At 38.2% G+C, this 23,767-nt stretch carries 23 protein-coding genes; 16 read left to right on the top strand and 7 right to left on the bottom strand.

The genetic code is table 11. The features are described 5' to 3' along the window. Positions 1–1,083, bottom strand: a complete 1,083-nt coding sequence (locus GG9_RS06735; RefSeq protein ID WP_005630490.1) for a PhoH family protein — start codon at positions 1,081–1,083, stop codon at positions 1–3. Positions 1,084–1,217: 134 nt separating this feature from the next. On the opposite strand from GG9_RS06735, the gene GG9_RS06740 reads away from it, so the two are divergent. The 4 genes from GG9_RS06740 (at position 1,218) to fbpC (ending at position 6,610) form a co-directional block, all read left to right on the top strand. Further along, entirely contained in the window at positions 1,218–2,765 is a 1,548-nt protein-coding gene (locus GG9_RS06740; RefSeq protein ID WP_005630487.1) for a class I SAM-dependent methyltransferase, read from the top strand. Positions 2,766–2,916: 151 nt separating this feature from the next. After that, positions 2,917–3,915 (top strand): iron ABC transporter substrate-binding protein, encoded by a 999-nt coding sequence (locus GG9_RS06745; RefSeq protein WP_005630485.1) that lies wholly within the window; start codon positions 2,917–2,919, stop codon positions 3,913–3,915. A 117-nt stretch (positions 3,916–4,032) separates the two neighbouring features. Then, entirely contained in the window at positions 4,033–5,553 is a 1,521-nt protein-coding gene (locus GG9_RS06750) for an ABC transporter permease (protein WP_005630483.1), read from the top strand. Next, complete coding sequence (fbpC, locus tag GG9_RS06755; RefSeq protein WP_005630480.1) at positions 5,540–6,610, top strand: Fe(3+) ABC transporter ATP-binding protein FbpC; 1,071 nt, start codon at positions 5,540–5,542, stop codon at positions 6,608–6,610. Before GG9_RS06750 ends, fbpC begins: the two co-directional genes overlap by 14 nt. A 35-nt stretch (positions 6,611–6,645) precedes the next feature. Here fbpC and GG9_RS06760 read toward each other — a convergent pair whose 3' ends face one another. Genes GG9_RS06760 through GG9_RS06770 form a run of 3 tightly spaced genes read right to left on the bottom strand, consistent with a single transcriptional unit; the run spans position 6,646 to position 8,834 of the window. Continuing rightward, positions 6,646–7,326, bottom strand: a complete 681-nt coding sequence (locus GG9_RS06760) for a M15 family metallopeptidase (protein ID WP_005630478.1) — start codon at positions 7,324–7,326, stop codon at positions 6,646–6,648. Between the two features lies 1 nt (position 7,327). Continuing rightward, complete coding sequence (gene dapE / locus GG9_RS06765; protein ID WP_005630475.1) at positions 7,328–8,461, bottom strand: succinyl-diaminopimelate desuccinylase; 1,134 nt, start codon at positions 8,459–8,461, stop codon at positions 7,328–7,330. A gap of 28 nt (positions 8,462–8,489) precedes the next feature. Continuing rightward, on the bottom strand, positions 8,490–8,834 hold the full coding sequence (locus tag GG9_RS06770) for an ArsC family reductase (RefSeq protein WP_005630473.1): 345 nt from the start codon (positions 8,832–8,834) through the stop codon (positions 8,490–8,492). A gap of 132 nt (positions 8,835–8,966) precedes the next feature. On the opposite strand from GG9_RS06770, the gene GG9_RS09600 reads away from it, so the two are divergent. Both GG9_RS09600 and GG9_RS06775 read left to right on the top strand, forming a co-directional pair. Next, entirely contained in the window at positions 8,967–9,134 is a 168-nt protein-coding gene (locus tag GG9_RS09600; RefSeq protein WP_005630471.1) for a hypothetical protein, read from the top strand. An 8-nt stretch (positions 9,135–9,142) separates the two neighbouring features. Further along, positions 9,143–9,499 carry a hypothetical protein gene (locus GG9_RS06775; RefSeq protein WP_005630469.1) on the top strand — a complete coding sequence of 119 codons (357 nt, stop codon included), beginning with the start codon at positions 9,143–9,145 and terminating at the stop codon, positions 9,497–9,499. 31 nt (positions 9,500–9,530) lie between these two features. Here the strand turns inward: GG9_RS06775 and htpG are convergent, their stop codons facing one another. After that, on the bottom strand, positions 9,531–11,411 hold the full coding sequence (htpG, locus tag GG9_RS06780; RefSeq protein WP_005630467.1) for a molecular chaperone HtpG: 1,881 nt from the start codon (positions 11,409–11,411) through the stop codon (positions 9,531–9,533). Between the two features lie 122 nt (positions 11,412–11,533). Then, the gene (locus tag GG9_RS06785) at positions 11,534–12,595 is read right to left on the bottom strand and encodes an ABC transporter substrate-binding protein (protein ID WP_005630466.1); all 1,062 of its coding nucleotides are present in this window, start codon (positions 12,593–12,595) and stop codon (positions 11,534–11,536) included. 260 nt (positions 12,596–12,855) lie between these two features. On the opposite strand from GG9_RS06785, the gene uvrD reads away from it, so the two are divergent. The 5 genes from uvrD (at position 12,856) to GG9_RS06810 (ending at position 19,017) form a co-directional block, all read left to right on the top strand. Continuing rightward, positions 12,856–15,036, top strand: coding sequence for a DNA helicase II (uvrD, locus tag GG9_RS06790; protein WP_005630464.1), 2,181 nt, complete (start codon positions 12,856–12,858; stop codon positions 15,034–15,036). An 89-nt stretch (positions 15,037–15,125) separates the two neighbouring features. Further along, the gene (locus tag GG9_RS06795; RefSeq protein ID WP_005630462.1) at positions 15,126–16,127 is read left to right on the top strand and encodes an ABC transporter permease subunit; all 1,002 of its coding nucleotides are present in this window, start codon (positions 15,126–15,128) and stop codon (positions 16,125–16,127) included. A gap of 14 nt (positions 16,128–16,141) precedes the next feature. Next, entirely contained in the window at positions 16,142–17,029 is an 888-nt protein-coding gene (locus GG9_RS06800; RefSeq protein ID WP_005630461.1) for an ABC transporter permease subunit, read from the top strand. A gap of 9 nt (positions 17,030–17,038) precedes the next feature. Beyond that, positions 17,039–18,031, top strand: coding sequence for a dipeptide ABC transporter ATP-binding protein (gene dppD, locus GG9_RS06805; protein ID WP_005630460.1), 993 nt, complete (start codon positions 17,039–17,041; stop codon positions 18,029–18,031). Between the two features lie 2 nt (positions 18,032–18,033). Next, positions 18,034–19,017: a peptide ABC transporter ATP-binding protein gene (locus GG9_RS06810; protein ID WP_005630459.1), complete on the top strand. Its 984-nt coding sequence runs from the start codon at positions 18,034–18,036 to the stop codon at positions 19,015–19,017. 28 nt (positions 19,018–19,045) lie between these two features. On the opposite strand, the gene GG9_RS06815 is transcribed toward GG9_RS06810, so the two are convergent. Next, entirely contained in the window at positions 19,046–19,852 is an 807-nt protein-coding gene (locus GG9_RS06815; protein ID WP_032825038.1) for a DNA ligase, read from the bottom strand. Between the two features lie 205 nt (positions 19,853–20,057). On the opposite strand from GG9_RS06815, the gene lpcA reads away from it, so the two are divergent. The 5 genes from lpcA to artM all read left to right on the top strand — a co-directional run bounded on the left by lpcA (position 20,058) and on the right by artM (position 23,588). Beyond that, positions 20,058–20,642: a D-sedoheptulose 7-phosphate isomerase gene (lpcA, locus tag GG9_RS06820; protein WP_005630454.1), complete on the top strand. Its 585-nt coding sequence runs from the start codon at positions 20,058–20,060 to the stop codon at positions 20,640–20,642. 126 nt (positions 20,643–20,768) lie between these two features. Beyond that, on the top strand, positions 20,769–21,500 hold the full coding sequence (gene artP / locus GG9_RS06825; RefSeq protein WP_005630451.1) for an arginine ABC transporter ATP-binding protein ArtP: 732 nt from the start codon (positions 20,769–20,771) through the stop codon (positions 21,498–21,500). 16 nt (positions 21,501–21,516) lie between these two features. Next, on the top strand, positions 21,517–22,236 hold the full coding sequence (locus tag GG9_RS06830; RefSeq protein ID WP_005630449.1) for a lysine/arginine/ornithine ABC transporter substrate-binding protein: 720 nt from the start codon (positions 21,517–21,519) through the stop codon (positions 22,234–22,236). Between the two features lie 3 nt (positions 22,237–22,239). Beyond that, positions 22,240–22,905: an arginine ABC transporter permease ArtQ gene (artQ, locus tag GG9_RS06835; protein ID WP_005630447.1), complete on the top strand. Its 666-nt coding sequence runs from the start codon at positions 22,240–22,242 to the stop codon at positions 22,903–22,905. Then, entirely contained in the window at positions 22,905–23,588 is a 684-nt protein-coding gene (artM, locus tag GG9_RS06840) for an arginine ABC transporter permease ArtM (protein WP_005630445.1), read from the top strand. Before artQ ends, artM begins: the two co-directional genes overlap by 1 nt. The last annotated feature ends 179 nt before the right edge of the window (positions 23,589–23,767 follow it).

Genomic DNA, 23,767 nt, shown 5'->3' with positions numbered 1-23,767 from the left:
TCACTCTCCTAAATTCTTTTCAATTTCTGACCGCTCTTTTTCACGTTCGGCTTTACGAAGCTCCGCTAATTCTTTTCGACGAATTTCATCTTGCACTTCCCATTCTTCGTATGCTTGCACGACTTTAGCCACCACCGGATGACGCACAATATCTTTGCTATCAAAATAGTTAAAACTTAATTCTGGCACTTTTTCCAACACTTCAATAGCATGACGCAAACCAGATTTTGTGCTACGAGGTAAGTCAATTTGCGTAATATCGCCCGTAATCACGGCTTTAGAATTAAAACCAATACGGGTTAAAAACATTTTCATTTGCTCAACTGTCGTATTTTGGCTTTCATCTAAAATAATAAAACTATCATTAAGCGTACGCCCACGCATATAAGCCAAAGGCGCTATTTCAATAACATTACGTTCAATTAATTTTTGCACACGCTCAAAACCTAACATTTCAAACAAAGCATCATAAAGCGGACGTAAATAAGGTTCGATTTTCTGACCTAAATCCCCAGGTAAAAAACCTAGCTTTTCGCCTGCTTCCACCGCAGGACGAGTAAGTAAAACGCGACGAATTTCTTGACGCTCTAAGGCTTCAACAGCTGCAGCAACGGCTAAGAATGTTTTCCCCGTTCCTGCTGGGCCAATACCAAAACTAATATCGTGAGTTAAAATATTATGCAAATATTGAACTTGATTTTCACCGCGAGGTTTAATCACACCTCGTTTAGTTTTAATCGTTGTACTGAAAACATGATTTTCAGCACGGTTCGGTTCAACTTGAGATAGCATTCGGCTTTCTTGTAAAGCCATATGCACATCTTCCAAATCTAACTCTTTCACTTTACCTTTTACGGGCGCAGTTTCAACATATAAATCTTGGATTAATTTCACCGCACTTTTTATCAATTTTGCATGATGAGGTTTTGGATCCTCTTCCGTAGTATCAATATTGAAAGTGAAATTATGACGAGCAATGACAAGATTAAATTCTTTTTCGATAAATTTTAGATGATCATCAAATGCACCGCATAAAGATTGCAAACGTGCGTTATCTTGAGGTTCGAGAGTAAATGAAAGCATGAGGATACTAAGCTGGTGAAAATTGCTGTTATTCTAGCGTAATTACCAGTTCATGGGAAATAATCATCGCTTTGTTTTTATCCCTATTCCCTCTATAATATGCGACTTTAATTATGTGATAAACTGGATATATTATGACCGAGCAAAATAACTCTTACGACGAACTTAGATACTACTCAAAACCCTTTTCTTACACGAGCATTGCGCTTTTGGAAGGAAATGCAACATTATGGGGATTAACCCCTCCAGCACTCAAAGGTGCTAAAGTATTAGAACTAGGTTCTTCTTTTGGTGGGAACTTAATTTCTCAAGCGGTTTATTATCCAGATACAGAATTTGTAGGTATTGATTTATCAGAAATCCAAATTACCCAAGGTAATGAAATTATTAAATCAATAGGATTAATAAATGTTCGTTTAGAAGCAAAAAATATTCTCGATATTACGCCTGAATTTGGCATGTTTGACTATATTCTCGTGCATGGTATTTATTCTTGGGTGCCTGATAATGTGAAAGATAAAATTCTTGAAATTTGTCGCGAAAATTTAACCCCGAATGGTATTGCTTATATTTCTTATAATACCTATCCAGGTTGGAAAAGCCGTGAAGTTGCACGGGATATTATGCTTTATGCCAATAAATATACGCAGGATTTGCCGCTTGCAGAACAAACTCGTCGTGGCAAGGCCGTTGTTCAGTTATTCTCCGATGCAATTAAATCTATTGAATCAGAAAAAGAACGAAATAAATTTAGAATTTCAAATTTTGATACTATTCAAAATCAAGATGACCATTATATTGCACATGAATATCTTGAATATCACAATGACCCTCTCTATTTAAATCAATTTGTAGATAGCGTCAATCAACATCAATTAGCTTATATTGGCGATACCAGTTTCCAACTTTCCTATATTTCTTGGATGCCTCACCATTTGAGAGAAATGATCGATCAATTATCTGAGACAGATTATGTCGCCCGTGAGCAATGTCTTGATTATCTTTACGATGTGGCATTTAGACGAAGTTTGTTATGTCATCAGCATTTACAAGAAAGTATCAATCGTACAGAAAATGTTGAAAAGCATTTGTTAGATAAATTTACCTTTATAAATACCAATCATACAAATCATCTTAGTCATCAATTTAACAATCAAGCACTCGTTCGTTTGCTTGAATATTTTATTTATCAAGTTGGTTCATTTACTATTCAATCTTTAACACAGCATATTGAGGAAAATAAAGAATTTGCCAATATTACTGAAAATGAACTGTATTCTGCGGTGCTATCTTTAGTTATTTTAGGTTATGTCTATGTTTATCTTACGACCTATCCAATTTATTCCTTTGAAGATAACAAAACTTACATACCGAAACGCTTTACTCAATATGTAAAAACATTGGTAGAAGGCGCAAATCAGTATATTGGTGTTGGAAATATGTATAACGGCGGCGTAGAAGATTTGAATAAACTTCATCTTTATATGATGTCTCAAATGGAAAAACCAACAACTAAAGCTGAGTTGAAATCAGCATTACAAGGCTATTTAATTCAAAATGAATATAAAGATATGAACAACAATGATAAATTGATTGATGAAACTTATGATTGCAGTGAGTTGTTTAATGCGCTTTGTGATGTATTAACAAAATTAGGTTATATCCAGCCTGTAAACCTATAATCTGTGGACGGTGCGTGTTATGCACCGTTTTATTTTTCATCTAAATATTAACTTAAATTGATAATTATTTGCATTTAAATAAAATTAGGCATAGAATAGCCGCAATTCAGTCTTAACTGAATAATTTGCACTCAACATAAGGAGCTTTTCAATGCAATTTAAACATTTCAAACTTGCTACCCTTGCGGCAGCACTTGCTTTTTCTGCTAATAGTTTTGCTGATATTACCGTTTATAATGGTCAGCACAAAGAAGCCGCTGCTGCTGTGGCAAAAGCCTTTGAACAGGAAACAGGCATTAAAGTTACGCTAAATAGCGGAAAAAGTGCACAACTTGCAGGTCAATTAAAAGAAGAAGGCGATAAAACACCAGCCGATGTTTTCTATACTGAACAAACAGCGACTTTTGCTGATCTTTCTGAAGCTGGGCTTTTAGCACCAATTTCAGAACAAACCATTAAACAAACTGCACAAAAAGGCGTACCACTTGCACCGAAAAAAGACTGGGTTGCATTAAGTGGACGTTCTCGCGTAGTGGTTTACGATCACACTAAATTATCTGAAAAAGATATGGAAAAATCAGTGCTTGATTATGCAACTCCAAAATGGAAAGATAAAATCGGCTATGTGCCAACTTCAGGCGCGTTCTTAGAGCAAGTTGTTGCGTTAAGCAAAATGAAAGGGGACAAAGTTGCACTTAATTGGTTAAAAGGCTTAAAAGAGAACGGTAAACTTTACGCTAAAAATAGTGTGGCATTACAAGCGGTAGAAAATGGCGAAGTGCCTGCTGCGTTAATCAATAACTATTATTGGTATAACCTTGCAAAAGAAAAAGGCGTGGAAAACCTAAAAAGCCGTCTTTATTTTGTTCGCCACCAAGATCCAGGTGCGTTAGTTAGCTATTCAGGTGCAGCAGTATTAAAAGCCTCTAAAAATCAAGCTGAAGCACAAAAATTCGTTGATTTCTTAGCGAGTAAAAAAGGTCAGGAAGCATTAGTGGCAGTGCGTGCAGAATATCCATTACGTGCTGACGTGGTTTCGCCATTTAATCTTGAACCTTATGCTAAATTAGAAGCCCCTGTGGTATCTGCAACAACAGCTCAAGATAAAGAACACGCGACCAAATTAATTGAAGAAGCTGGATTGAAATAATCCAAATATTGCGTGTGTGGATTTGAAAAAATTCACGCACGCGTTTACAATTCTCCTCCAAAATTAACCGCTTGCGTGCGTGAACTGAAAGGTTCACATTCCTAAAAGGATTTAACTTTGCCTCGCAGACCGCCATTCTGGCTCACTTTACTTATCATCTTAATCGGGCTTCCGTTATGCTTGCCGTTTCTGTATGTCATTTTGCGTGCGACAGAAGTGGGATTAACGCGAAGTGTTGAGCTATTGTTTCGCCCAAGAATGGCGGAATTACTGAGTAACACAATGCTTCTCATGGTCTGTGTAACCATTGGTTCCATTTCTCTCGGTACGCTTTGTGCATTTTTACTTGAACGCTATCGTTTTTTCGGTAAATCATTTTTTGAAGTGGCGATGAGCTTACCACTTTGTATTCCAGCCTTTGTGAGCTGTTTTACTTGGATCAGCCTCACCTTTCGAGTAGAAGGTTTTTGGGGAACGATTGGCATCATGACATTAAGCTCTTTCCCACTCGCTTACTTGCCAATTTCAGCCACACTTAAACGACTAGATCGCTCTCTTGAAGAAGTAAGCCTTTCATTAGGAAAAAGCCAAACTTACACCTTTTGGCACGCTATTTTCCCGCAATTAAAACCAGCAATCGGTAGTAGTTTATTGCTAATAGCATTACATATGCTGGTAGATTTCGGTGCGGTTTCAATTTTGAATTACCAAACATTCACCACAGCTATTTTCCAAGAATATGAAATGTCTTTTAATAACAGCACCGCAGCACTACTTTCCGCTGTATTAATGACAATTTGTAGCATTATTGTGCTGGGAGAAACATTCTTCCGCGGTAAACAAACGCTTTACAACAGTGGCAAAGGTGTCACTCGTCCTTATCCAGTAAAAACACTTTCCTTTGGCAAACAATGTTTAACCTTCGTTTTTTTCTCTAGCATATTCATCTTAAGTATTGGCGTGCCTGTGATTATGTTAATTTACTGGCTTATTGTGGGAACTTCACTCGAAAGTGCGGGTGATTTTTCAGAATTTTTATCGGCATTCAGCAATTCATTTATCATTTCAGGACTAGGCGCATTGCTTACCGTAGTTTGTGCTTTGCCATTGGTTTGGGCAGCTGTACGCTATCGTAGCAAATTAACCATTTGGATCGATCGATTACCTTACCTATTACACGCTGTACCCGGCTTAGTTATCGCATTATCGCTGATCTACTTTACAATCAACTATGCCAACAGCTTATATCAAACCTTTTTAGTTATTATCGTGGCTTACTTTATGCTCTATTTACCAATGGCACAAACCACACTTAGAGCCTCACTTGAGCAACTTTCTGATAATATTGAGAAAGTCGGACAAAGCCTAGGACGAAGTCCATTCTATATTTTCCGTACTTTAACGTTACCAGCAATGCTACCAGGCATTGCGGCAGCATTCTCCCTAGTATTTTTGAATTTAATGAAAGAGCTTACTGCAACACTTTTGCTCACGCCAAACGACATCAAAACCCTTTCGATTGCCGTTTGGGAATATACCAGTGATGCGCAATACGCTGCGGCAACGCCTTATGCCTTAATGCTCGTTCTCTTTTCAGGGATTCCTGTGTTTTTATTGAAAAAATATGCATTCAAATAAAATGATAAATAACCCTTTATTAACCGTTAAAAATCTCAATAAATTTTTTAATGAACAACAAGTTCTTCACGATATTTCCTTTACCTTACAACGAGGTGAAATCCTCTTTTTGCTTGGTGCTTCTGGTTGTGGAAAAACAACGTTATTGCGAGCGATCGCAGGATTTGAACAACCTAATACGGGCGAAATTTGGCTAAAAGAGCGGTTAATTTTTGGCGAGAATGCGAATGTTCCAACGCAACAGCGCCATCTAGGTTATGTGGTGCAAGAAGGCGTACTATTTCCTCACTTAAATGTCTATCGCAACATTGCTTACGGGTTAGGGAATGGCAAAGGGAAAACAGATGAAGAGAAAATGCGAATTGAGCAAGCAATGCAACTCACTGGAATTAGTGAACTGGCGGAACGTTTTCCTCACCAACTCTCAGGCGGACAACAACAACGAGTGGCGCTAGCTCGAGCATTAGCGCCAAATCCCGAACTAATTTTATTGGATGAACCTTTTAGTGCCTTAGATGAACATCTTCGCCAGCAAATTCGTCATGATATGCTAAAAGCACTTCGTCAAAGTGGTGCATCAGCGATTTTCGTCACCCATGATCGTGATGAAGCATTACGTTATGCGGATAAAATCGCAGTTATCCAACAAGGTAAAATTTTACAAATCGACACGCCTCGTACACTTTATTGGTCGCCTAATCATATTGAAACCGCAAGTTTTATTGGTGACAACATCGTGCTATCGGCGAATCTGATTGATGAAAACACAGTTCAATGCCAATTAGGTAATATTCCTGTAAAAAACAAATCAATCTCGCTGAAACAAGGTAAGATTTTACTTCGCCCAGAACAATTTAGCCTGTTTAAAACATCGGAAAATCCAACCGCACTTTTCAAAGGGCAAGTAAAACAAATCGAATTTAAAGGGAAAATTACCGCTATTCAAATTGAAATTAATGGCTACACAATATGGATTGAGAATATCATTTCCCCTGATTTATCTATTGGCGATGAGCTACCAATTTATTTGCATGGAAAAGGGCTTTTTTACGCCTAAGAATAAAGCCTTATCTTCACGATAAGGCTTTATTTTCAAACAATATATTCAGAAAAAATTTGTTCAAGATTTGATATTAAACAGCCTGCCCCTAAAATATTTTCCCCTTTCCATGCCTGTTGCAAAATCTCTGGAGAAAATTGCTGACTCGCTTGTTCTGCTAGCGGCAAATAACTGATATGCCAAGGCTCTCGCCCTACTTTCTTATTGGATTGCATATTCATAAAAGGCAAAGCAAAATCAAAGTGCGGTAAATTTTCGGTAAGAAATTCACTTAACTCAAAGAAGTAGCCACCTTTTTCATATTCCCAAGGCTCCAGTTGTAAAGATTGACCTTGTGGCAAAAGATCAGGATCGAAAATATCCACTTCCGTTCCCCAATGATGACGGCTCGCCCCTGGCAATGCAGACCAACGTAAAATCGCCTGACATTTTTGCCAGTCATCTAATTGGTTCAAATCTAATGCCTTGCCTGTGTCATCATGGACTTTTCTCTCGCCCTTAAATTTGCTGTTCCAAATAAGCTTTTGGCGTTCAAAATCACGAAAACTGCTCGATGGCTGTAAATTAAAGCCATTTTTTGCCGCACTTTGTTGCAATCCTTGAAATGCGCTCACCGCTTGTGTTTGCAAAAAATGATTTGAGGAATGAATTACGGGTAAATTGACTAAATGCTCACGAGACTTTCCTGTAAGTATTTCTGGCGTTAATTTCATTTTAGCTATCCAATAAATTCACTAACATTTTGTGATAAATCTCACCGCACTTGCCAAGATCTTCTACACTGACACATTCGTTGACTTTATGAATTGTTGCGTTAAGTGGCCCAAATTCCACTACTTCAGCGCCCATCAATGCAATAAAACGACCGTCTGACGTGCCACCACCTGTTTCAGCCTTTGACGTTATGCCTGTGGTTTCCTCAATAGCGGAGATTATCGAATCTAATAATTTACCCGGTTTTGTTAAAAACGGTTTACCTGATAAATTCCATTCAATACGATATTTCAAATTGTGTTTTGCTAGCATTTCAGCTACTTTTTGCTTGATGATTTCATCCGTGACTTCTGTGCAATAACGTAAATTGAACTGAATATATAACTCTGCAGGAATTATATTATTACTTCCCATCCCTGCGTGAATATTAGCAATTTGTAGGCTTGTTGGCGGGAAAAATTCATTACCTTTATCCCATTGATAGGTCGTTAATTCTTGCAAAAACGGGGCTGCTTTATGGATTGGATTTTCAGCTAAATGCGGATAGGCTACGTGTCCTTGAATACCTTGAATATAGAGATTTCCTGTAATTGAGCCTCGGCGACCATTTTTGACAACATCGCCTAAATTTTTAGCACTCGATGGCTCGCCAACCATGCAATAAGTAATTTTTTCATCACGCGCCATTAACGTCTCAACCACTCGCACGGTGCCGTCTTTTGCGGCTGCCTCTTCGTCAGACGTAATCAATAATGCAACTGTGCCTTTATGATTAGGATTTGCTTTTACATATTCTTCTGCCGCCACAATCATTGCAGCAAGGGATCCTTTCATATCCGCCGCACCACGCCCATAAAGCATGCCATCGATAATCTCAGCAGAAAACGGCGGAAACGACCATTGATTTTCATCGCCAGTAGGTACAACATCCGTATGACCTGCAAAAACAATAACTGGCTCACCTGCTCCGTGTTTTGCCCACAAATTCAGCGTATCATTAAAAGGCATCCATTCAATTTGAAAATCTAACTTTTCTAAACATTCTGCAATAATTTGCTGACAACCTTCGTCATTAGGGCTAATAGACGGGCGACGAATTAAATCTTGCGCTAACGAAACCACTTTTCCTCTCATAAAAAACTCCTAAAAAAATAACCGCACTTTAAGCAAATGTAGCCTGATATTCCTTCTCATTAAAACCAATTAATGCCTTTCCATCTTGTAAAATAATTGGGCGTTTAATTAAGGTTGGATTTTCCTCCAACACAGAAAGTGCGGTGGTTTTATCAAGAGAATTTTTAACTTGCTCATCCAAATTACGCCAAGTTGTACTGCGTTTATTGACCAATGCCTCCCAGCCAAATTGAGCTTCCGCCTGAGTTAAAAAATTCAAATCTAACCCATCAATACGGTAATCATGGAGTTTATGTTCAATATTGTGATCCGCCAACCATTTCAACGCTTTCTTTATTGTATCGCAATTTTTAATACCGTAAACTGTAATCATATTTTTCTCTCTTATTTGTTATTTGGCTGAGTATTATAACTGAAAAACAACCAATAATTCGATGAAAAAACAGATGAAAAAAGTCGCTTAGTCAGGCATAATATTGTCAATATTCACAGTAAGGAGTCTCAAATGGCACTCACTTTTGAACAAATTTCTGATTTACTCAAAACACAAAAAAAAGACAAGGAAGAATACGCTTTTAGTTTGGAAGAACGACAATTAGCTGCAAAAGCAAGTTCGGAAGCTTGGCAAGCTATTTTAAATCATAAAATTGAGCCATTCGATTTTAAAAAATAGAGTTGATTATGCTGCCAACATACGATGTTTATATTGCTGAAACATCAGGGGGTTGTCTTGAAAAAGATCTTCTAAAACGATTTATCGTGACTTATCTAACTCAAGATGATCTTGATAAACTAAAAATGATTTTAACGAATATCCCGCAACTTAGACCTTTCTGGGGAAAAACAGGCTATAAATACATTACAATCAATAATATCTATTTTTTATATGAAGTTGCCGAAGACGAAAGAAAAGTCATTATTTTAGGTGCTAAATTTAATAATAAACGAAAAACATTTAATTTTGCGAATACACTCAAGCAACAAAAAACAATGAAAAAATGGATTGAGGATTATCCTAAATACTATCCCAATAAATAAGCCCGATTAAATCGGGCTTATTTATTTTTAGTTAGCCTAATAATTTATTTATGCGTTTAATAAACGCAGCTGGATTTTCCAAAGATCCACGCTCTGCCAACATAGCTTGTTCAAGCAACAGTTCCACCCAATCAGCAAATTCTGTTTCATCGGCAATATCAGCCACTTTTTTCACTAAATGGTGTTCTGGATTAAGTTCAAAAGTGTATTTTACTTCTGGAACAGGTTGCCCCGCGGCTGCAAACAATTTCGCCATTTGGGTCGTCATTTGATCGTTATCTGTAGAAACCACCGCTGGTGTATCTGTTAAATTGTGAGTTAAACGCACCGTTTTCACACGTTCGCCAAGCAAGTTTTTCACACGCTCAATAAAACTACCAAAGGCTTCATCTTGTTGTTTTTGTGTTTCAGATTCTTTATCCGCTAAATCGCCTAAATCCAAATCTGCTTTCGTGATACTTTGTAATGGTTTACCGTCAAATTCAGTTAAATAGCTTAACATCCATTCATCAATGCGATCGGAAAGCAATAAAACCTCAATGCCTTTTTTATTGAATAATTCCAAGTGCGGGCTATTTTTCGCTGCAACATAACTGTCGGCTGTAATGTAATAGATAGCTTTTTGCCCTTCTTTCATACGCGAGATGTAATCTTCTAAAGACACAGTTTGCTCGCTACTATCATTATGTGTCGAAGCAAAACGCAATAACTTCGCGATAGTTTCTTTGTTAGCAAAATCTTCTGCTGGGCCTTCTTTTAAGACTAAACCAAACTCTTTCCAGAATTGAAGATATTTTTCTGCATCATCTTTTGCTAATTTTTCTAGCATCTGTAATGAACGCTTAGTTAATGCTTTGCGCAATGCTGCCGTAATTTTGTTATCTTGTAAAATTTCACGAGATACATTTAATGGCAAATCATTGCTATCGATTAAACCACGCATAAAACGTAGATAATTCGGCATAAATTGCTCAGCATCATCCATAATAAATACACGTTGAACATAAAGTTTTAAGCCATGTTTATGTTCGCGATTAAATAAATCCCAAGGTGCTTTAGCTGGCACATAAAGCAAACTAGTATATGTTTGATTTCCTTCCACTTTGTTATGCGCCCAAGTGACAGGATCAGCAAAATCATGGCTTAAGTGTTTGTAAAACTCTTTGTATTCCTCATCGGACACATCATTTTTAGAACGCGTCCAAAGCGCATCGGATTTATTAATTTTCTCCCATTTTTCACCGCACTCTTTGCCTTCATCATCGTATTCTTTCGTCAGCATTTCCACTGGCAAGCCAATATGGTCAGAATATTTACCGATAATTTCACGTAAACGCCATTCGTTTAAAAATTCTTTTTCATCTTCGCGTAAATGTAAAATCACATCTGTGCCACGGGATTTTTTCTCAATATCCGCCACAGAATATTCACCTTCGCCAGCAGATTCCCAAAGTACTGCTTTATCCGCCTCTTCGCCAGCCGCTCTAGTTTTTACAGTCACTTTATCTGCCACAATAAAAGCAGAATAAAAACCCACACCAAACTGCCCAATAAGCTGGCTGTTTTTTGCTTGATCTTGGCCAAGTGCGGTTAAAAATTCTTTTGTTCCTGATTTTGCAATCGTCCCCAAATGATCGATGACTTGCTCACGAGTCATACCTATGCCGTTATCACTAATTGTGATTGTTTCTTTATCCGAATCAAAGCTAACACGCACACGCAAGTCGCCATCGCCTTCATATAAAGCAGGATTGGAAAGCGCTTTAAAGCGTAATTTATCTGCCGCATCAGAGGCATTAGAAATCAGTTCACGTAAGAAAATTTCTTTGTTGGAATACAAAGAATGAATCATTAATTGGAGAAGTTGTTTGACTTCAGATTGGAAGCCGCGAGTTTCTTGATTTTGTGACATAATTTTTTCCTTCATAAAGATAAAAATTGAACGTCACAGATATAAGAATAAAAAGAAAGATTTCAAGGGGAAAAGCAAAGTGCGGTGAATTTTCACCGCACTTTTTCTTGGGTTAACATCAATTACTCTTTTCTTTCCTTCACATTTTCAACCCAGCGTTCTATTAATCGTTTCGCTTCTTGATCCGAACCAAATTTGATGAAATCAATATCAAGTAATTTAAGTTTTGCTGGCTCTGAAAGATGTGGATGCGCTTTGGCATGAATATTTGTTGGCAGTTGGTAAGAATCCGCCTCACGCCAAGGAATTTCTTGAGCTTCAGCAGAAAGAACAAAATCGACAAAGCGTTTAGCATTATCTAAATTGCGCCCATTTTTAATGATACTGAGCGCCCCTAACGTATAGCCTGTGCCTTCGCAAGGTAAAGCACCAATAACCGATGCGCCTTTATCCTTTTCACGCACATAAGTATGCATAAAACCAATATCAACTGCGGCAGCACCCGTAGAAATATTAGCCGTTGCTAATCCAGTTTTCGTGTATTGAGCAATGTTTTTGTCAAGGTCTTTCAAATAAGCAAAGGCTTTATCTTCGCCCATAATTTCAATTAAAGTTGTAAGAATGGTGTAGCCTGTGCCCGATACACGAGGATCTGGATATTGAATTAACCCTTTAAATTCTGGTTTTAATAAATCAGCATAACATTGAGGCTTCGCGATATTTTTTTCAGCTAGCAGTTTTTCATTCATCCCAATGCCAAGTTCCATAAGATAAATAATCGATGTGGTATCGCCACGTTGTTCCGTTAGCTTTTTGAATTGAGGCATAATTTCTTTTTGTAGAGGCGAACGATAAGTTTCTAACAAACCAGCATCTCGAGCTTGAAAGTGCGGTTCCAATGTACCACCATACCACACATCTGCTTGTGGATTTTCTTTTTCGGCTTTGATTTTGCCTAATACAGTCCCTGTGCTATTACGCACAAACTGAGTGTCCACATTATATTTTTTGCTAAAAGCGTGAGCGACTTTTTCACAAGTGGTGTTTTGGACGCTGCAATAAAGCACTAATTTGCCTTCCGCTTGAGCTGGGGTTGATAAACTTAATCCTAATAAGCCGCAACCAAGCACGCTGGAAAGTGCGGTCAATTTAAAAGAATTTTTTAAAGAAAAAGGGAGTGCCATGATGCATCCTTACTTATATGAATACAGAAAAAAAGTAAGTCAGCTCTTTAAGGAGGGAGAGATTAGTTTCCTACGCCAGTGCTAACTGTTTCAGGTTCACGGGTATTTTCTCAGCGATGTCCTCACCCCGACTAACCGCGAATCAATATAAGTTGTAATACTATTTTTGTAAAGTCGGATAAGTTTATGATTTTCTTGATTGTGATATAAAAAAATTAGACTTATAATTCCTGTAAATTTGAACAGATAAAAATTTCATCATGGATATTTCTGAATTACTTGACGGACTTAACGATAAACAACGCGAAGCCGTAGCTGCCCCTCTTGGTAATCACTTAGTGCTAGCTGGTGCAGGCTCTGGCAAAACGCGTGTATTGACGCACCGTATCGCTTGGTTAATTGCGGTAGAAAATATTTCTGAAGGCAGCATTATGGCGGTGACGTTTACCAATAAAGCAGCAGCAGAAATGCGTCATCGTATTCAATCTACCCTTGCCAAACACGCACAACATCAATTATTTGGTATGTGGATTGGCACCTTCCACAGCATTGCCCATCGTTTATTGCGAGCTCATCATTTAGATGTGGGATTACCACAAGATTTCCAAATTCTGGATTCAGAAGATCAACTTCGTTTAATTAAACGGTTATTAAAATTACATAATTTTGATGAAAAAGCTTTTCCGCCTAAACAGGCTTGTTGGTACATTAATAACAAAAAAGATGAAGGTTTGCGACCAAACGACATTGAAGATTTTAATGATCGTCAAGAACGCGAATGGATTAAAATTTATAAGATCTATCAAGATACTTGCGATCGCGCAGGATTGGTCGATTTTGCCGAATTATTAATTCGAGCCTATGAATTATTTGAGAAAAAACCATTAATTTTGCAACGTTATCAACAACGTTTTCAGCATATTTTGGTGGATGAGTTCCAAGACACCAATAAAATTCAATATAAATGGATCAAAATTCTCGCAGGAGAAACAGGCAAAGTCATGATCGTGGGCGACGATGATCAATCTATTTATGGCTGGCGTGGCGCACAAATTGAAAATATCCAAAAATTCTTGAAAGATTTCAACTCCGAAACAATTCGCCTTGAACAAAACTACCGTTCTACCGCCAATATCCTAAACAGCGCAAATGAATTAATTGCAAACAATAGTGATCGTCTTGGTAAAAATTTATGGACAGAGGGTGAAAAAGGCGATCCGGTAGGCATCTATGCTGCCTTTAATGAATTAGACGAAGCAAAATTTGTCGCCTCACAAATTCAGGATTGGGTAGAACATAGCGGAAAACTTGATGATTGTGCGGTACTTTATCGTAGTAATAGCCAATCACGTGTTATTGAAGAAGCCTTAATTCGCTGTCAAATTCCATATCGTATTTATGGCGGTATGCGTTTCTTCGAACGCCAAGAAATTAAAGATGCGTTAGCCTATCTTCGTTTGATTAATAATCGTCAAGATGATGCAGCTTTTGAGCGTGTAATTAATACGCCAACCCGTGGCATTGGCGACCGCACTTTAGATATATTGCGTAACTTAACACGCGAACGCCAAATTACCTTATGGCAAGCAGTACAAGTTGCAACACAAGAAAATATGTTGGCTGGGCGAGCCTCAACAGCATTATTGCGTTTCCAGGAATTAATTAATTCACTACAACTTGATACCACAGAAATGCCGCTTTTCGCACAAACTGATTTTGTGATTAAACATTCTGGTTTATATGAAATGTATCAACAAGAAAAAGGTGAAAAAGGCGAAGTGCGTATTGAAAACTTGGAAGAATTAGTTACCGCAACCCGTGAATTTATCAAACCTGATGATGCAGAAGATATGACAGAGCTCACCGCCTTTTTAACGCACGCTTCCTTAGAGGCTGGCGAAGAACAAGCCTCGCCGCATCAATCTTGTGTAGAAATGATGACGTTGCACTCTGCGAAAGGCTTAGAATTTCCGCGTGTATTTATGGTTGGCGTAGAAGAAGGTTTATTCCCAAGTTTCCGTTCTTTTGAAGAACCTGGACGTTTAGAGGAAGAACGTCGTTTAGCTTATGTCGGCATTACTCGCGCGAAGAAAAAACTGACCATCTCTTATGCGGAAAGCCGTCGGTTATATGCAAAAGAAGAACGCCATTTGCCATCACGTTTTATCGCAGAATTACCGAGAGAATGTATCCAAGAAATTCGTTTACGAGGAACAGTTACTCGCGCAATGAATCTAGCAAAAGTCGGTTCATTGTCTAATACCAGTGCCGTCGAAAATGAATGGAAAATGGGGCAAAAAGTTAAACACGAAAAATTTGGTTTTGGCACAGTCATTAATGTGGAAGGATCTGAAAATAACACACGCTTACAAATAGCATTCCAAGCACAAGGCATTAAATGGTTGATTGCGCATTTGGCAAAATTGGAAAAAGTACGGTAGAATCCAAGAGTATTATATTTTTTACCGATTAATTTCTTTGAAAAGTGCGGTGAATTTTTACCGCACTTTTATTATCTACGAGTGATGGAATGTTTAAATTTGTATTCAAACGAATCTTAATGGTAATCCCTACTTTTATTGCCATTACTTTTATTACCTTTGCCCTTGTGCATTTTATTCCCGGTGATCCTGTGGAAATTATGATGGGTGAACGTGGCTTAACGCCAGAAGTACATCAACAAATGATGCACCAATTGGGTTTAGATTTACCTCTTTATCAGCAATATTTCCACTATATTGGCAATGTAATTCAAGGGGATTTCGGTGCATCGTTCCGCACTCAACAACCCGTTCTTAGTGAATTTTTTACGCTTTTTCCTGCTACCGCTGAATTAGCTTTTTTTGCGTTATTTTGGTCATTATTAGGCGGAGTGATTTTAGGCACGATTGCTGCAGTAAAAAAAGACAGTTGGATTTCTCACACGGTTACAGCAGCATCGCTCACAGGTTATTCTATGCCAATATTCTGGTGGGGTTTAATTTTAATTTTATATGTTTCGCCACAACTCGGTTTACCGCAAGGTGGACGTTTAGATAATGAATTTTGGATCGATACGCCGACAGGATTTATGCTCATTGACAGCTGGCTTTCTGGTATGCCTGGAGCATTCGAAAATGCGATTAAATCATTAATTCTTCCTGCAATAGTCCTAGGCACAGTTCCTCTCGCCATTATTACGCGTATGACACGCTCTGCAATGTTGGAAGTGTTAGGTGAAGATTACATTCGCACGGCAAAAGCAAAAGGCTTAAGTTATACTCGAATCGTCATTGTTCATGCATTACGTAATGCGTTAATCCCTGTTGTCACTGTGGTGGGATTAATTGTAGGTCAATTGCTTTCCGGTGCCGTACTGACAGAAACCATTTTCTCATGGCCGGGAATTGGAAAATGGATTATTGATGCTATTCAAGCGCGTGATTATCCGGTGTTACAAGGTTCTGTACTGATTATTGCAACAATTATTATTGTGGTAAATTTAACTGTCGATTTACTTTACGGCGTGGTCAATCCGCGTATCCGTCATTAATTGTGGGAGAAATTATGTCTGACACGCCTTCAAATTTCGCGCCAAAAACGCCCTTGCAAGAATTTTGGTTTTACTTCAAACAAAATCGTGGTGCGCTAATTGGCTTAATCTTTATTTTACTGGTTGCATTAATCAGCATTCTCGCGCCTTATATTGCGCCTTTTGATCCAACAGAACAAAATCGTACCGCACTTTTACTGCCTCCCGCTTGGTATGAAGGCGGCAATCCTGCCTATCTACTCGGAACAGATGATATTGGGCGAGATATCCTTTCTCGCATCATTTACGGAACGCAAATTTCCGTCTTTGCGGGATTTGTTATTGTATTGCTATCTTGTGCCTTTGGTACCAGTCTTGGCTTGATTTCTGGTTATTATGGCGGCGTGCTAGATACAATTATCATTCGCCTAATTGATATTATGCTCGCGATTCCAAACTTGCTCTTGACGATTGTCGTCGTCTCTATTTTAGAGCCATCACTCGCCAATGCCACTTTAGCTATCGCCGTTGTGTCAATTCCTAGCTATGTACGTTTAACTCGAGCGGCGGTAATGAATGAAAAAAATCGTGATTATGTGACTTCATCTAAAGTCGCTGGCGCAGGTGTTCTTCGCCTCATGTTTATTGTGATTTTACCAAACTGTTTAGCTCCTTTAATTGTGCAAATGACAATGGGCATTTCCAATGCGATCTTAGAACTCGCGACACTTGGTTTCTTAGGCATTGGTGCAAAACCGCCAACACCAGAACTTGGCACAATGCTTTCAGAAGCGCGTGGTTTTATGCAAGCGGCAAACTGGTTGGTTACAATTCCCGGTTTAGTGATTTTATCTTTGGTATTAGCTTTCAACTTAATGGGCGATGGCTTGCGTGATGCCCTTGATCCAAAACTCAAACAATAGGAAAACAGAATGGTATTATTAGACGTAAAAGAACTTTCTGTTCACTTTGGCGATAAAAAAACGCCATTTAAAGCAGTGGATCGCATCAGCTATCAAGTTGCACAAGGCGAAGTGCTTGGCATTGTGGGAGAATCAGGTTCGGGTAAATCTGTAAGTTCGCTCGCTATTATGGGATTAATTGATCATCCCGGACGTGTATCGGCAGAATCCTTGCAATTTGAAAACACAAATTTACTCACTTTAGATAATAAAGCCAAACGCCAGCTTATTGGTGCTGATGTTGCGATGATTTTCCAAGATCCGATGACAAGTTTAAATCCAGCTTATACTGTGGGTTTCCAAATTATGGAAGCGTTAAAAACTCACGAGAGTGGCACAAAAAAGGCGAGAAAAGACCGTACTTTAGAGCTTTTAAGATTGGTCGGTATTCCAGATCCTGAATCTCGAATGAATGTTTATCCCCATCAGCTTTCTGGCGGTATGAGCCAACGTGTGATGATTGCGATGGCAATTGCCTGCAGACCTAAATTATTGATTGCTGACGAACCAACCACGGCATTGGACGTGACTATTCAAGCACAAATTATGGAACTCTTACTTGAATTGCAAAAGAAAGAGTGTATGTCCCTAATTTTGATTACTCACGATCTAGCACTTGTGGCTGAAGCGGCAGATCGAATTATCGTGATGTATGCTGGACAAATCGTTGAAGAAGGCACAGCAAAAGATATTTTCCGCGAGCCAAAACATCCTTACACGCAAGCCTTGTTACGTTCATTACCTGAATTTGCAGAAGGAAAATCTCGCTTAGCGTCATTACAAGGTGTAGTACCTGGAAAATACGATCGCCCAACAGGCTGCTTATTAAATCCTCGTTGCCCTTATGCCACTGAATACTGCCGCGAAGTCGAACCTCAATTGCATCAGATCGGTTCGCGTAAAGTAAAATGCCATACTCCGCTGAACGAGCAAGGCAATCCCGTTGAATATCAAGGAGCTTAATAATGACGAATGAAGTAAAAGAAAATGCGCCATTATTAGATGCCATTGGCTTGAAAAAATATTACCCTGTAAAAAAAGGCTTGTTTGCAAAACCACAGCAAGTAAAGGCGTTAGACGGTGTCTCTTTTCAGCTTGAACGGGGTAAAACGTTAGCTGTCGTGGGGGAGTCTGGTTGTGGAAAATCAACGCTAGGTCGTTTATTAACAATGATTGAACAACCCACCGAAGGCGAACTTTATTACAAAGGGCATAATTTTTTAGAAAATGATTCTGAAACAAAAGCACTACGTCGTAAAAAAATTCAGATTGTTTTTCAAAATCCTTATGCATCATTGAATCCACGCAAAAAGATTGGTTCAATTTTAGAAGAACCATTAATTATCAACACAAAACTTTCCGCCAAAGAACGTCGAGAAAAAGTTTTATCGATGATGGAAAAAGTGGGATTGCGTGCTGAATTTTATGATCGTTATCCTCACATGTTCTCAGGCGGACAACGCCAGCGTATAGCCATTGCACGAGGTTTAATGTTAGATCCCGATGTCGTTGTTGCCGATGAACCTGTTTCTGCATTAGATGTTTCCGTGCGTGCGCAAGTACTAAATTTAATGATGGATTTACAAGATGAACTAGGCTTGTCTTACGTGTTCATTTCACACGATCTTTCTGTAGTAGAACATATCGCTGATGAAGTGATGGTAATGTATCTAGGTCGTTGTGTTGAAAAAGGGACGACAGAGCAGATTTTTTCTAATCCTCAGCATCCATATACCAAAGCGTTACTTTCCGCAACACCACGTTTGTCGCCAAACTTACGCCGTGAGCGAATAAAACTAACAGGCGAATTGCCAAGTCCGATTAATCCGCCCAAAGGCTGTGCATTTAATCCTCGTTGTTGGAAAGCGACAGAAAAATGTCGTGAAAATCAACCGCACTTAGCGCAACATACTGATGGCAAATTAATCGCTTGTTTCCATATTGATTAAATTCATTTTATCAGCCTGATAAATAGGCTTATTTTTTCTCTTGCCAATAGGTTGCAAATCGAGGTTTTCCACGACTCGTGAGACCTCGATATTTATAAGTAATTACAGATCCTATCGGAGGGGGATTTTCTCGTTCCTTTAAATTAAACCCCGAACCGATTTTAAATTCTCCCCGATGATTTTTACAAGTTAAAGCACCCATCACATTTTCAAATTGTCCTTTGCCTTTATGGTGTGCAATGACTGTACATTCTTCATCTCGTGCTGTTTTTAATTTTAAAATTTGTGAGCTTCGCTTACGTTCATAAGGTACATTGGGGTTGCGTACAACAACGCCCTCGCCTTGCAAATTTTCAACTTGTGCAAGAAATTGATATAAATGGGTTTTATCTTTAACAGGAATTTGCTCAATAATGTCAATATAAGTTGTTGGATGTTCAAGTAAATAGGTTTTCAATTTAGCTAAACGCTCAAATAAATTGCCCTTTGCATCAGGCACATCAAAAACATACAATTTCAGTTTTTCCCAACCGTCGCCTTTAAAAGATTTTGTGATGGATGAAATTTCCTCAAAATGATTCCGCTCGCTAAATAATTCGCCATCAATGGCAAAAGGCGGAAAATCCTTAATGAAATAGGCTGGCGGTAATAAACGTTGCCCTTGTCGGGTTAATAATTGCTTTCCATTCCAATAACCGCGTACGCCATCTAACTTTTCAGACATGACCCAACCCTCTATGGGTTGATTATTGTAAGTATGAAGAAGCATTAAATCTGAGTTAGCAAAAGCAAAAGAACTCGCCAAGAAAAGTAACAAAGTGCGGTAAAATTTCATTGTGTTTTTGAAAATTAAAAGGCTAATAAGTTTACGCAAGATAAACATATCTTGAAAAATCCCCAACCACTCAAACTTATTTTTTCGATCTAAATCGCAAAAAATCATCATTTCATCGAAAAAAGATGAATTTTTATTTACGCTAGCGAAGAATGTTTATCTGCTATACAATGCCATCGCGATTTTATGCTAAAAGGAGCAATCAATGTATTTAGATCAAATCAAAGCGGAACTTGTAGAAGCACAAGATGTGTTAAACAAATTTATTTCTGATGAAAATAACATTAAATTAATTCAAGAAGCGGCATTATTAATTTCGAATAGCTTCAAACAAGGCGGAAAAGTGCTTTCTTGTGGTAATGGCGGTTCGCACTGTGATGCGATGCATTTTGCAGAAGAATTAACGGGTCGTTATCGTGAAAATCGCCCAGGCTATCCCGCCATTGCGATTTCAGATGCAAGCCATTTAAGCTGTGTAAGTAATGATTTTGGCTATGAATATGTCTTTTCACGCTATGTTGAAGCGGTGGGTCAAAAAGGCGATGTGTTATTTGGCTTATCGACTTCAGGCAATTCAAAAAATATCTTAAATGCTATTGAAGCGGCAAAAGCAAAAGGAATGAAAGTGATTGCGATGACAGGCAAAGACGGCGGAAAAATGGCAGGATTAGCAGATGTTGAAATTCGCGTACCCCATTTCCGTTATGCAGATCGTATTCAAGAAATCCATATCAAAGTCATTCATATTTTAATGATGTTAATTGAGTTTGAAATGGCAAAACAAGCCTAAAGTGCGGTTGATTTCAATCGAGTTTTTAAAATCCCAAATTTTTTTGGGATTTTTTATTAATAGCACTTGCATAATTATGCATAAAAATGTAATATTTTTTCATCTTATAAAGCATAGAGAAGAAAAATGGCTATTCGTGTTAAAAATCTCAATTTCTTTTACGGTTCATCACAAGCGTTATTTGATATTAACCTTGAAGCAGAAGAAGGCGATACCGTTGTATTGCTGGGTCCAAGTGGCGCAGGAAAAAGCACATTAATTCGCACATTAAATTTGTTAGAAGTGCCAAAATCTGGCGAATTAAGCATTGCAAACAATGAATTTAATTTATCCAATGCAATGGCAAATCCAAAAGCAATCCGACAATTACGTCAAGATGTAGGAATGGTATTTCAACAATATCATCTTTGGCCGCACTTAACGGTAATTGAAAACTTAATTGAAGCACCAATGAAAGTGCGTGGTGTGAGTGAAAATGAAGCGAAAACCGATGCAATGGAATTGTTAAAACGTTTACGTTTAGAACAACTTGCCGATCGCTTTCCATTACATTTGTCAGGCGGGCAACAACAACGTGTTGCAATAGCCCGCGCACTGATGATGAAGCCACAAGTTCTGTTATTTGATGAACCAACAGCTGCATTAGATCCAGAAATTACGGCACAAGTTGTAGATATTATTAAAGAATTACAAGAAACCGGCATTACGCAAGTGATTGTAACCCACGAAGTCAATGTGGCACAAAAAGTGGCGACAAAAGTCGTCTATATGGAACAAGGTAAAATCGTCGAAATAGGATCGGCAGATTGCTTTGAAAATCCAAAAACGGAACAATTTAAACACTATCTTTCTCACTAGAAATAAGGAGCTTACGATGAAAAAAACATTATTAACTGCCATTTTATTGGGATCATCTGTTGCTGCAAACGCACAAGAACTCACTTTTGCAATGGAACCTAGCTATCCACCATTTGAAACCACAAATGAAAAAGGCGAAATTATCGGCTTTGATGTTGATGTGGCGAATGCAATTTGTCAAGAAATTCAAGCAACTTGTAAATTTAAGAGCGAAGCCTTTGATGCGTTAATTCCAAATTTAAAAGCAAAACGTTTTGATGCCGCAATTTCCGCAATTGATATTACTGATGCTCGTGCAAAACAGGTTTTATTCTCTGATGCTTATTACGACAGCACAGCAAGCTATGTTGCTCTTAAAGGCAAAATGACCTTAGAAAGTGCAAAAAATGTAGGCGTTCAAAATGGAAGCACGCTTCAACAATATACCGTAGCGGAAACCAAGCAATATAGTCCAAAATCCTATGCGAGTTTACAAAATGCTATTTTAGACTTAAAAAGCGGTCGAATTGACATTATTTTTGGCGATACCGCAGTGCTTTCCGATATGATTTCCAAAGAACCAGAAATTCAATTTATAGGCGAAAAAGTGACCAATAAAAAATATTTTGGTAACGGTTTAGCCATTGCAATGCATAAATCAAACAAAGATTTGGCTGCACAACTAAATAAAGGTTTAGCCGCAATTAAAGCGAATGGCGAATACCAAAAAATCTATGATAAATGGATGACAAAATAATTTATGTTTTCTGATTTTCTTTCTTTAATGTTTACCGCTGCCTTAATGACTTTAGGGCTTGCGGTCTGCTCATTGATCTTAGGCTTATTTTTAAGCCTAATTTTTGCCGCACTTGAAGCAAATCGTTTTGTTGGCAAGCCGATGACAGTATTTGTGGCATTATTACGTGGCTTACCCGAAATTATTGTTGTATTACTTGTCTATTTTGGTTCTACTGAATTAGTAGAAATGCTAACAGGAGAATACATTGAATTTGGGGCATTTGGCTGTGGTGTGTTTGCGCTTTCTCTTATTTTTGCAGCTTATGCTTCACAAACATTACGTGGTGCAATTCAAGCTATCCCGAAAGGTCAATGGGAGTCTGGTGCAGCGTTAGGCTTAAGCAAAAGCTATACCTTTATTCACATTGTTATGCCACAAGTATGGCGTCACGCCTTACCGGGTTTAAGCAATCAATGGCTTGTATTGCTAAAAGATACGGCATTAGTTTCATTAATCGGCGTGGACGATTTAATGCGTCAAGCGGATCTGATTAATACTAATACACATCAACCCTTTACTTGGTACGGCATTGCTGCGTTAATTTATTTGGCAGTGACATTAATTAGCCAAGTTGGTATTCGAAAATTAGAGCTGCGTTTTACTCGTTTTGAAAGGGGCGTGAAATAATGTTTCAAGAATATTTAAGCGTGATCGTACAAGGGATCCCAACGAGTTTACTACTTACTGTCGTATCCTTACTGATTGCTTTCTTTTTAGCCTTATTTCTGACTTTTTTACTTTCAATGGAAAATAAATGGGTAAAAAGTGCGGTCAATTTATACCTTACTTTATTCACTGGCACGCCACTGTTAGTACAGTTCTTTTTAATTTATGCGGGGCCCGGCCAATTCCAGTGGATTATTGACAGCCCATTATGGTTTTTCTTATCCAATGCGTGGTTCTGTGCCGCATTAGCTTTAGCACTAAACAGCGCAGCCTATTCCACACAATTATTTCATGGTGCAGTGAAAGCTATTCCAAAAGGGCAATGGGAAAGTTGTGCCGCATTAGGACTAAACCGCATACAAACTTTAAAAATTTTAATTCCTTATGCCTTAAAACGCGCATTGCCGTCTTACAGTAACGAAATTATTTTGGTATTTAAAGGCACAGCATTAGCTTCCACCATTACCATTATGGATATTATGGGCTATGCTCGCCAACTTTATGGTACAGAATATGATGCACTCACAATTTACGGCATCGCAGGCGGTATCTATTTAATTATTACGGGCATTGCGACTTTATTACTACGTAAATTAGAGAACAAAGTATTGGCATTTGAACGTTTTGAAGTAAGCAAAGCATAAAGTGCGGTAAAATTTTTAGTGATTTTTAAATCCCAAACTAGGTTGGGATTTTCTATTTTGTGATCTTGATCACATATTTTTGAGATTAATCCGCGTAGAATTAAAAGAAATTTGTTATTGCAAATAATAAGGATAGACTTTGTGAACAAACAAACAAACAAACAAACAAACAAACAAAC

The sequence above is a fragment of the Haemophilus haemolyticus M19501 genome, assembly GCF_000222025.1.
In the GTDB taxonomy this organism is placed as follows: Bacteria; Pseudomonadota; Gammaproteobacteria; order Enterobacterales; family Pasteurellaceae; genus Haemophilus; species Haemophilus haemolyticus_G.
This window is presented reverse-complemented; position numbering and strand designations above follow the sequence as displayed.

Coding starts and splice junctions, on each gene's coding strand:
- artP (WP_005630451.1), top strand. CDS start 20,769: ATGGCTATTCGTGTTAAAAATCTCAATTTCTTTTACGGTTCATCACAA.
- GG9_RS06810 (WP_005630459.1), top strand. CDS start 18,034: ATGACGAATGAAGTAAAAGAAAATGCGCCATTATTAGATGCCATTGGC.
- GG9_RS06800 (WP_005630461.1), top strand. CDS start 16,142: ATGTCTGACACGCCTTCAAATTTCGCGCCAAAAACGCCCTTGCAAGAA.
- fbpC (WP_005630480.1), top strand. CDS start 5,540: ATGCATTCAAATAAAATGATAAATAACCCTTTATTAACCGTTAAAAAT.
- GG9_RS06785 (WP_005630466.1), bottom strand. CDS start 12,595: ATGGCACTCCCTTTTTCTTTAAAAAATTCTTTTAAATTGACCGCACTT.
- GG9_RS09600 (WP_005630471.1), top strand. CDS start 8,967: ATGGCACTCACTTTTGAACAAATTTCTGATTTACTCAAAACACAAAAA.
- lpcA (WP_005630454.1), top strand. CDS start 20,058: ATGTATTTAGATCAAATCAAAGCGGAACTTGTAGAAGCACAAGATGTG.
- dapE (WP_005630475.1), bottom strand. CDS start 8,461: ATGAGAGGAAAAGTGGTTTCGTTAGCGCAAGATTTAATTCGTCGCCCG.
- GG9_RS06815 (WP_032825038.1), bottom strand. CDS start 19,852: ATGAAATTTTACCGCACTTTGTTACTTTTCTTGGCGAGTTCTTTTGCT.
- GG9_RS06740 (WP_005630487.1), top strand. CDS start 1,218: ATGACCGAGCAAAATAACTCTTACGACGAACTTAGATACTACTCAAAA.
- GG9_RS06830 (WP_005630449.1), top strand. CDS start 21,517: ATGAAAAAAACATTATTAACTGCCATTTTATTGGGATCATCTGTTGCT.
- GG9_RS06770 (WP_005630473.1), bottom strand. CDS start 8,834: ATGATTACAGTTTACGGTATTAAAAATTGCGATACAATAAAGAAAGCG.
- GG9_RS06760 (WP_005630478.1), bottom strand. CDS start 7,326: ATGAAATTAACGCCAGAAATACTTACAGGAAAGTCTCGTGAGCATTTA.
- dppD (WP_005630460.1), top strand. CDS start 17,039: ATGGTATTATTAGACGTAAAAGAACTTTCTGTTCACTTTGGCGATAAA.
- GG9_RS06735 (WP_005630490.1), bottom strand. CDS start 1,083: ATGCTTTCATTTACTCTCGAACCTCAAGATAACGCACGTTTGCAATCT.
- artM (WP_005630445.1), top strand. CDS start 22,905: ATGTTTCAAGAATATTTAAGCGTGATCGTACAAGGGATCCCAACGAGT.
- artQ (WP_005630447.1), top strand. CDS start 22,240: ATGTTTTCTGATTTTCTTTCTTTAATGTTTACCGCTGCCTTAATGACT.
- GG9_RS06775 (WP_005630469.1), top strand. CDS start 9,143: ATGCTGCCAACATACGATGTTTATATTGCTGAAACATCAGGGGGTTGT.
- htpG (WP_005630467.1), bottom strand. CDS start 11,411: ATGTCACAAAATCAAGAAACTCGCGGCTTCCAATCTGAAGTCAAACAA.
- GG9_RS06795 (WP_005630462.1), top strand. CDS start 15,126: ATGTTTAAATTTGTATTCAAACGAATCTTAATGGTAATCCCTACTTTT.
- uvrD (WP_005630464.1), top strand. CDS start 12,856: ATGGATATTTCTGAATTACTTGACGGACTTAACGATAAACAACGCGAA.
- GG9_RS06745 (WP_005630485.1), top strand. CDS start 2,917: ATGCAATTTAAACATTTCAAACTTGCTACCCTTGCGGCAGCACTTGCT.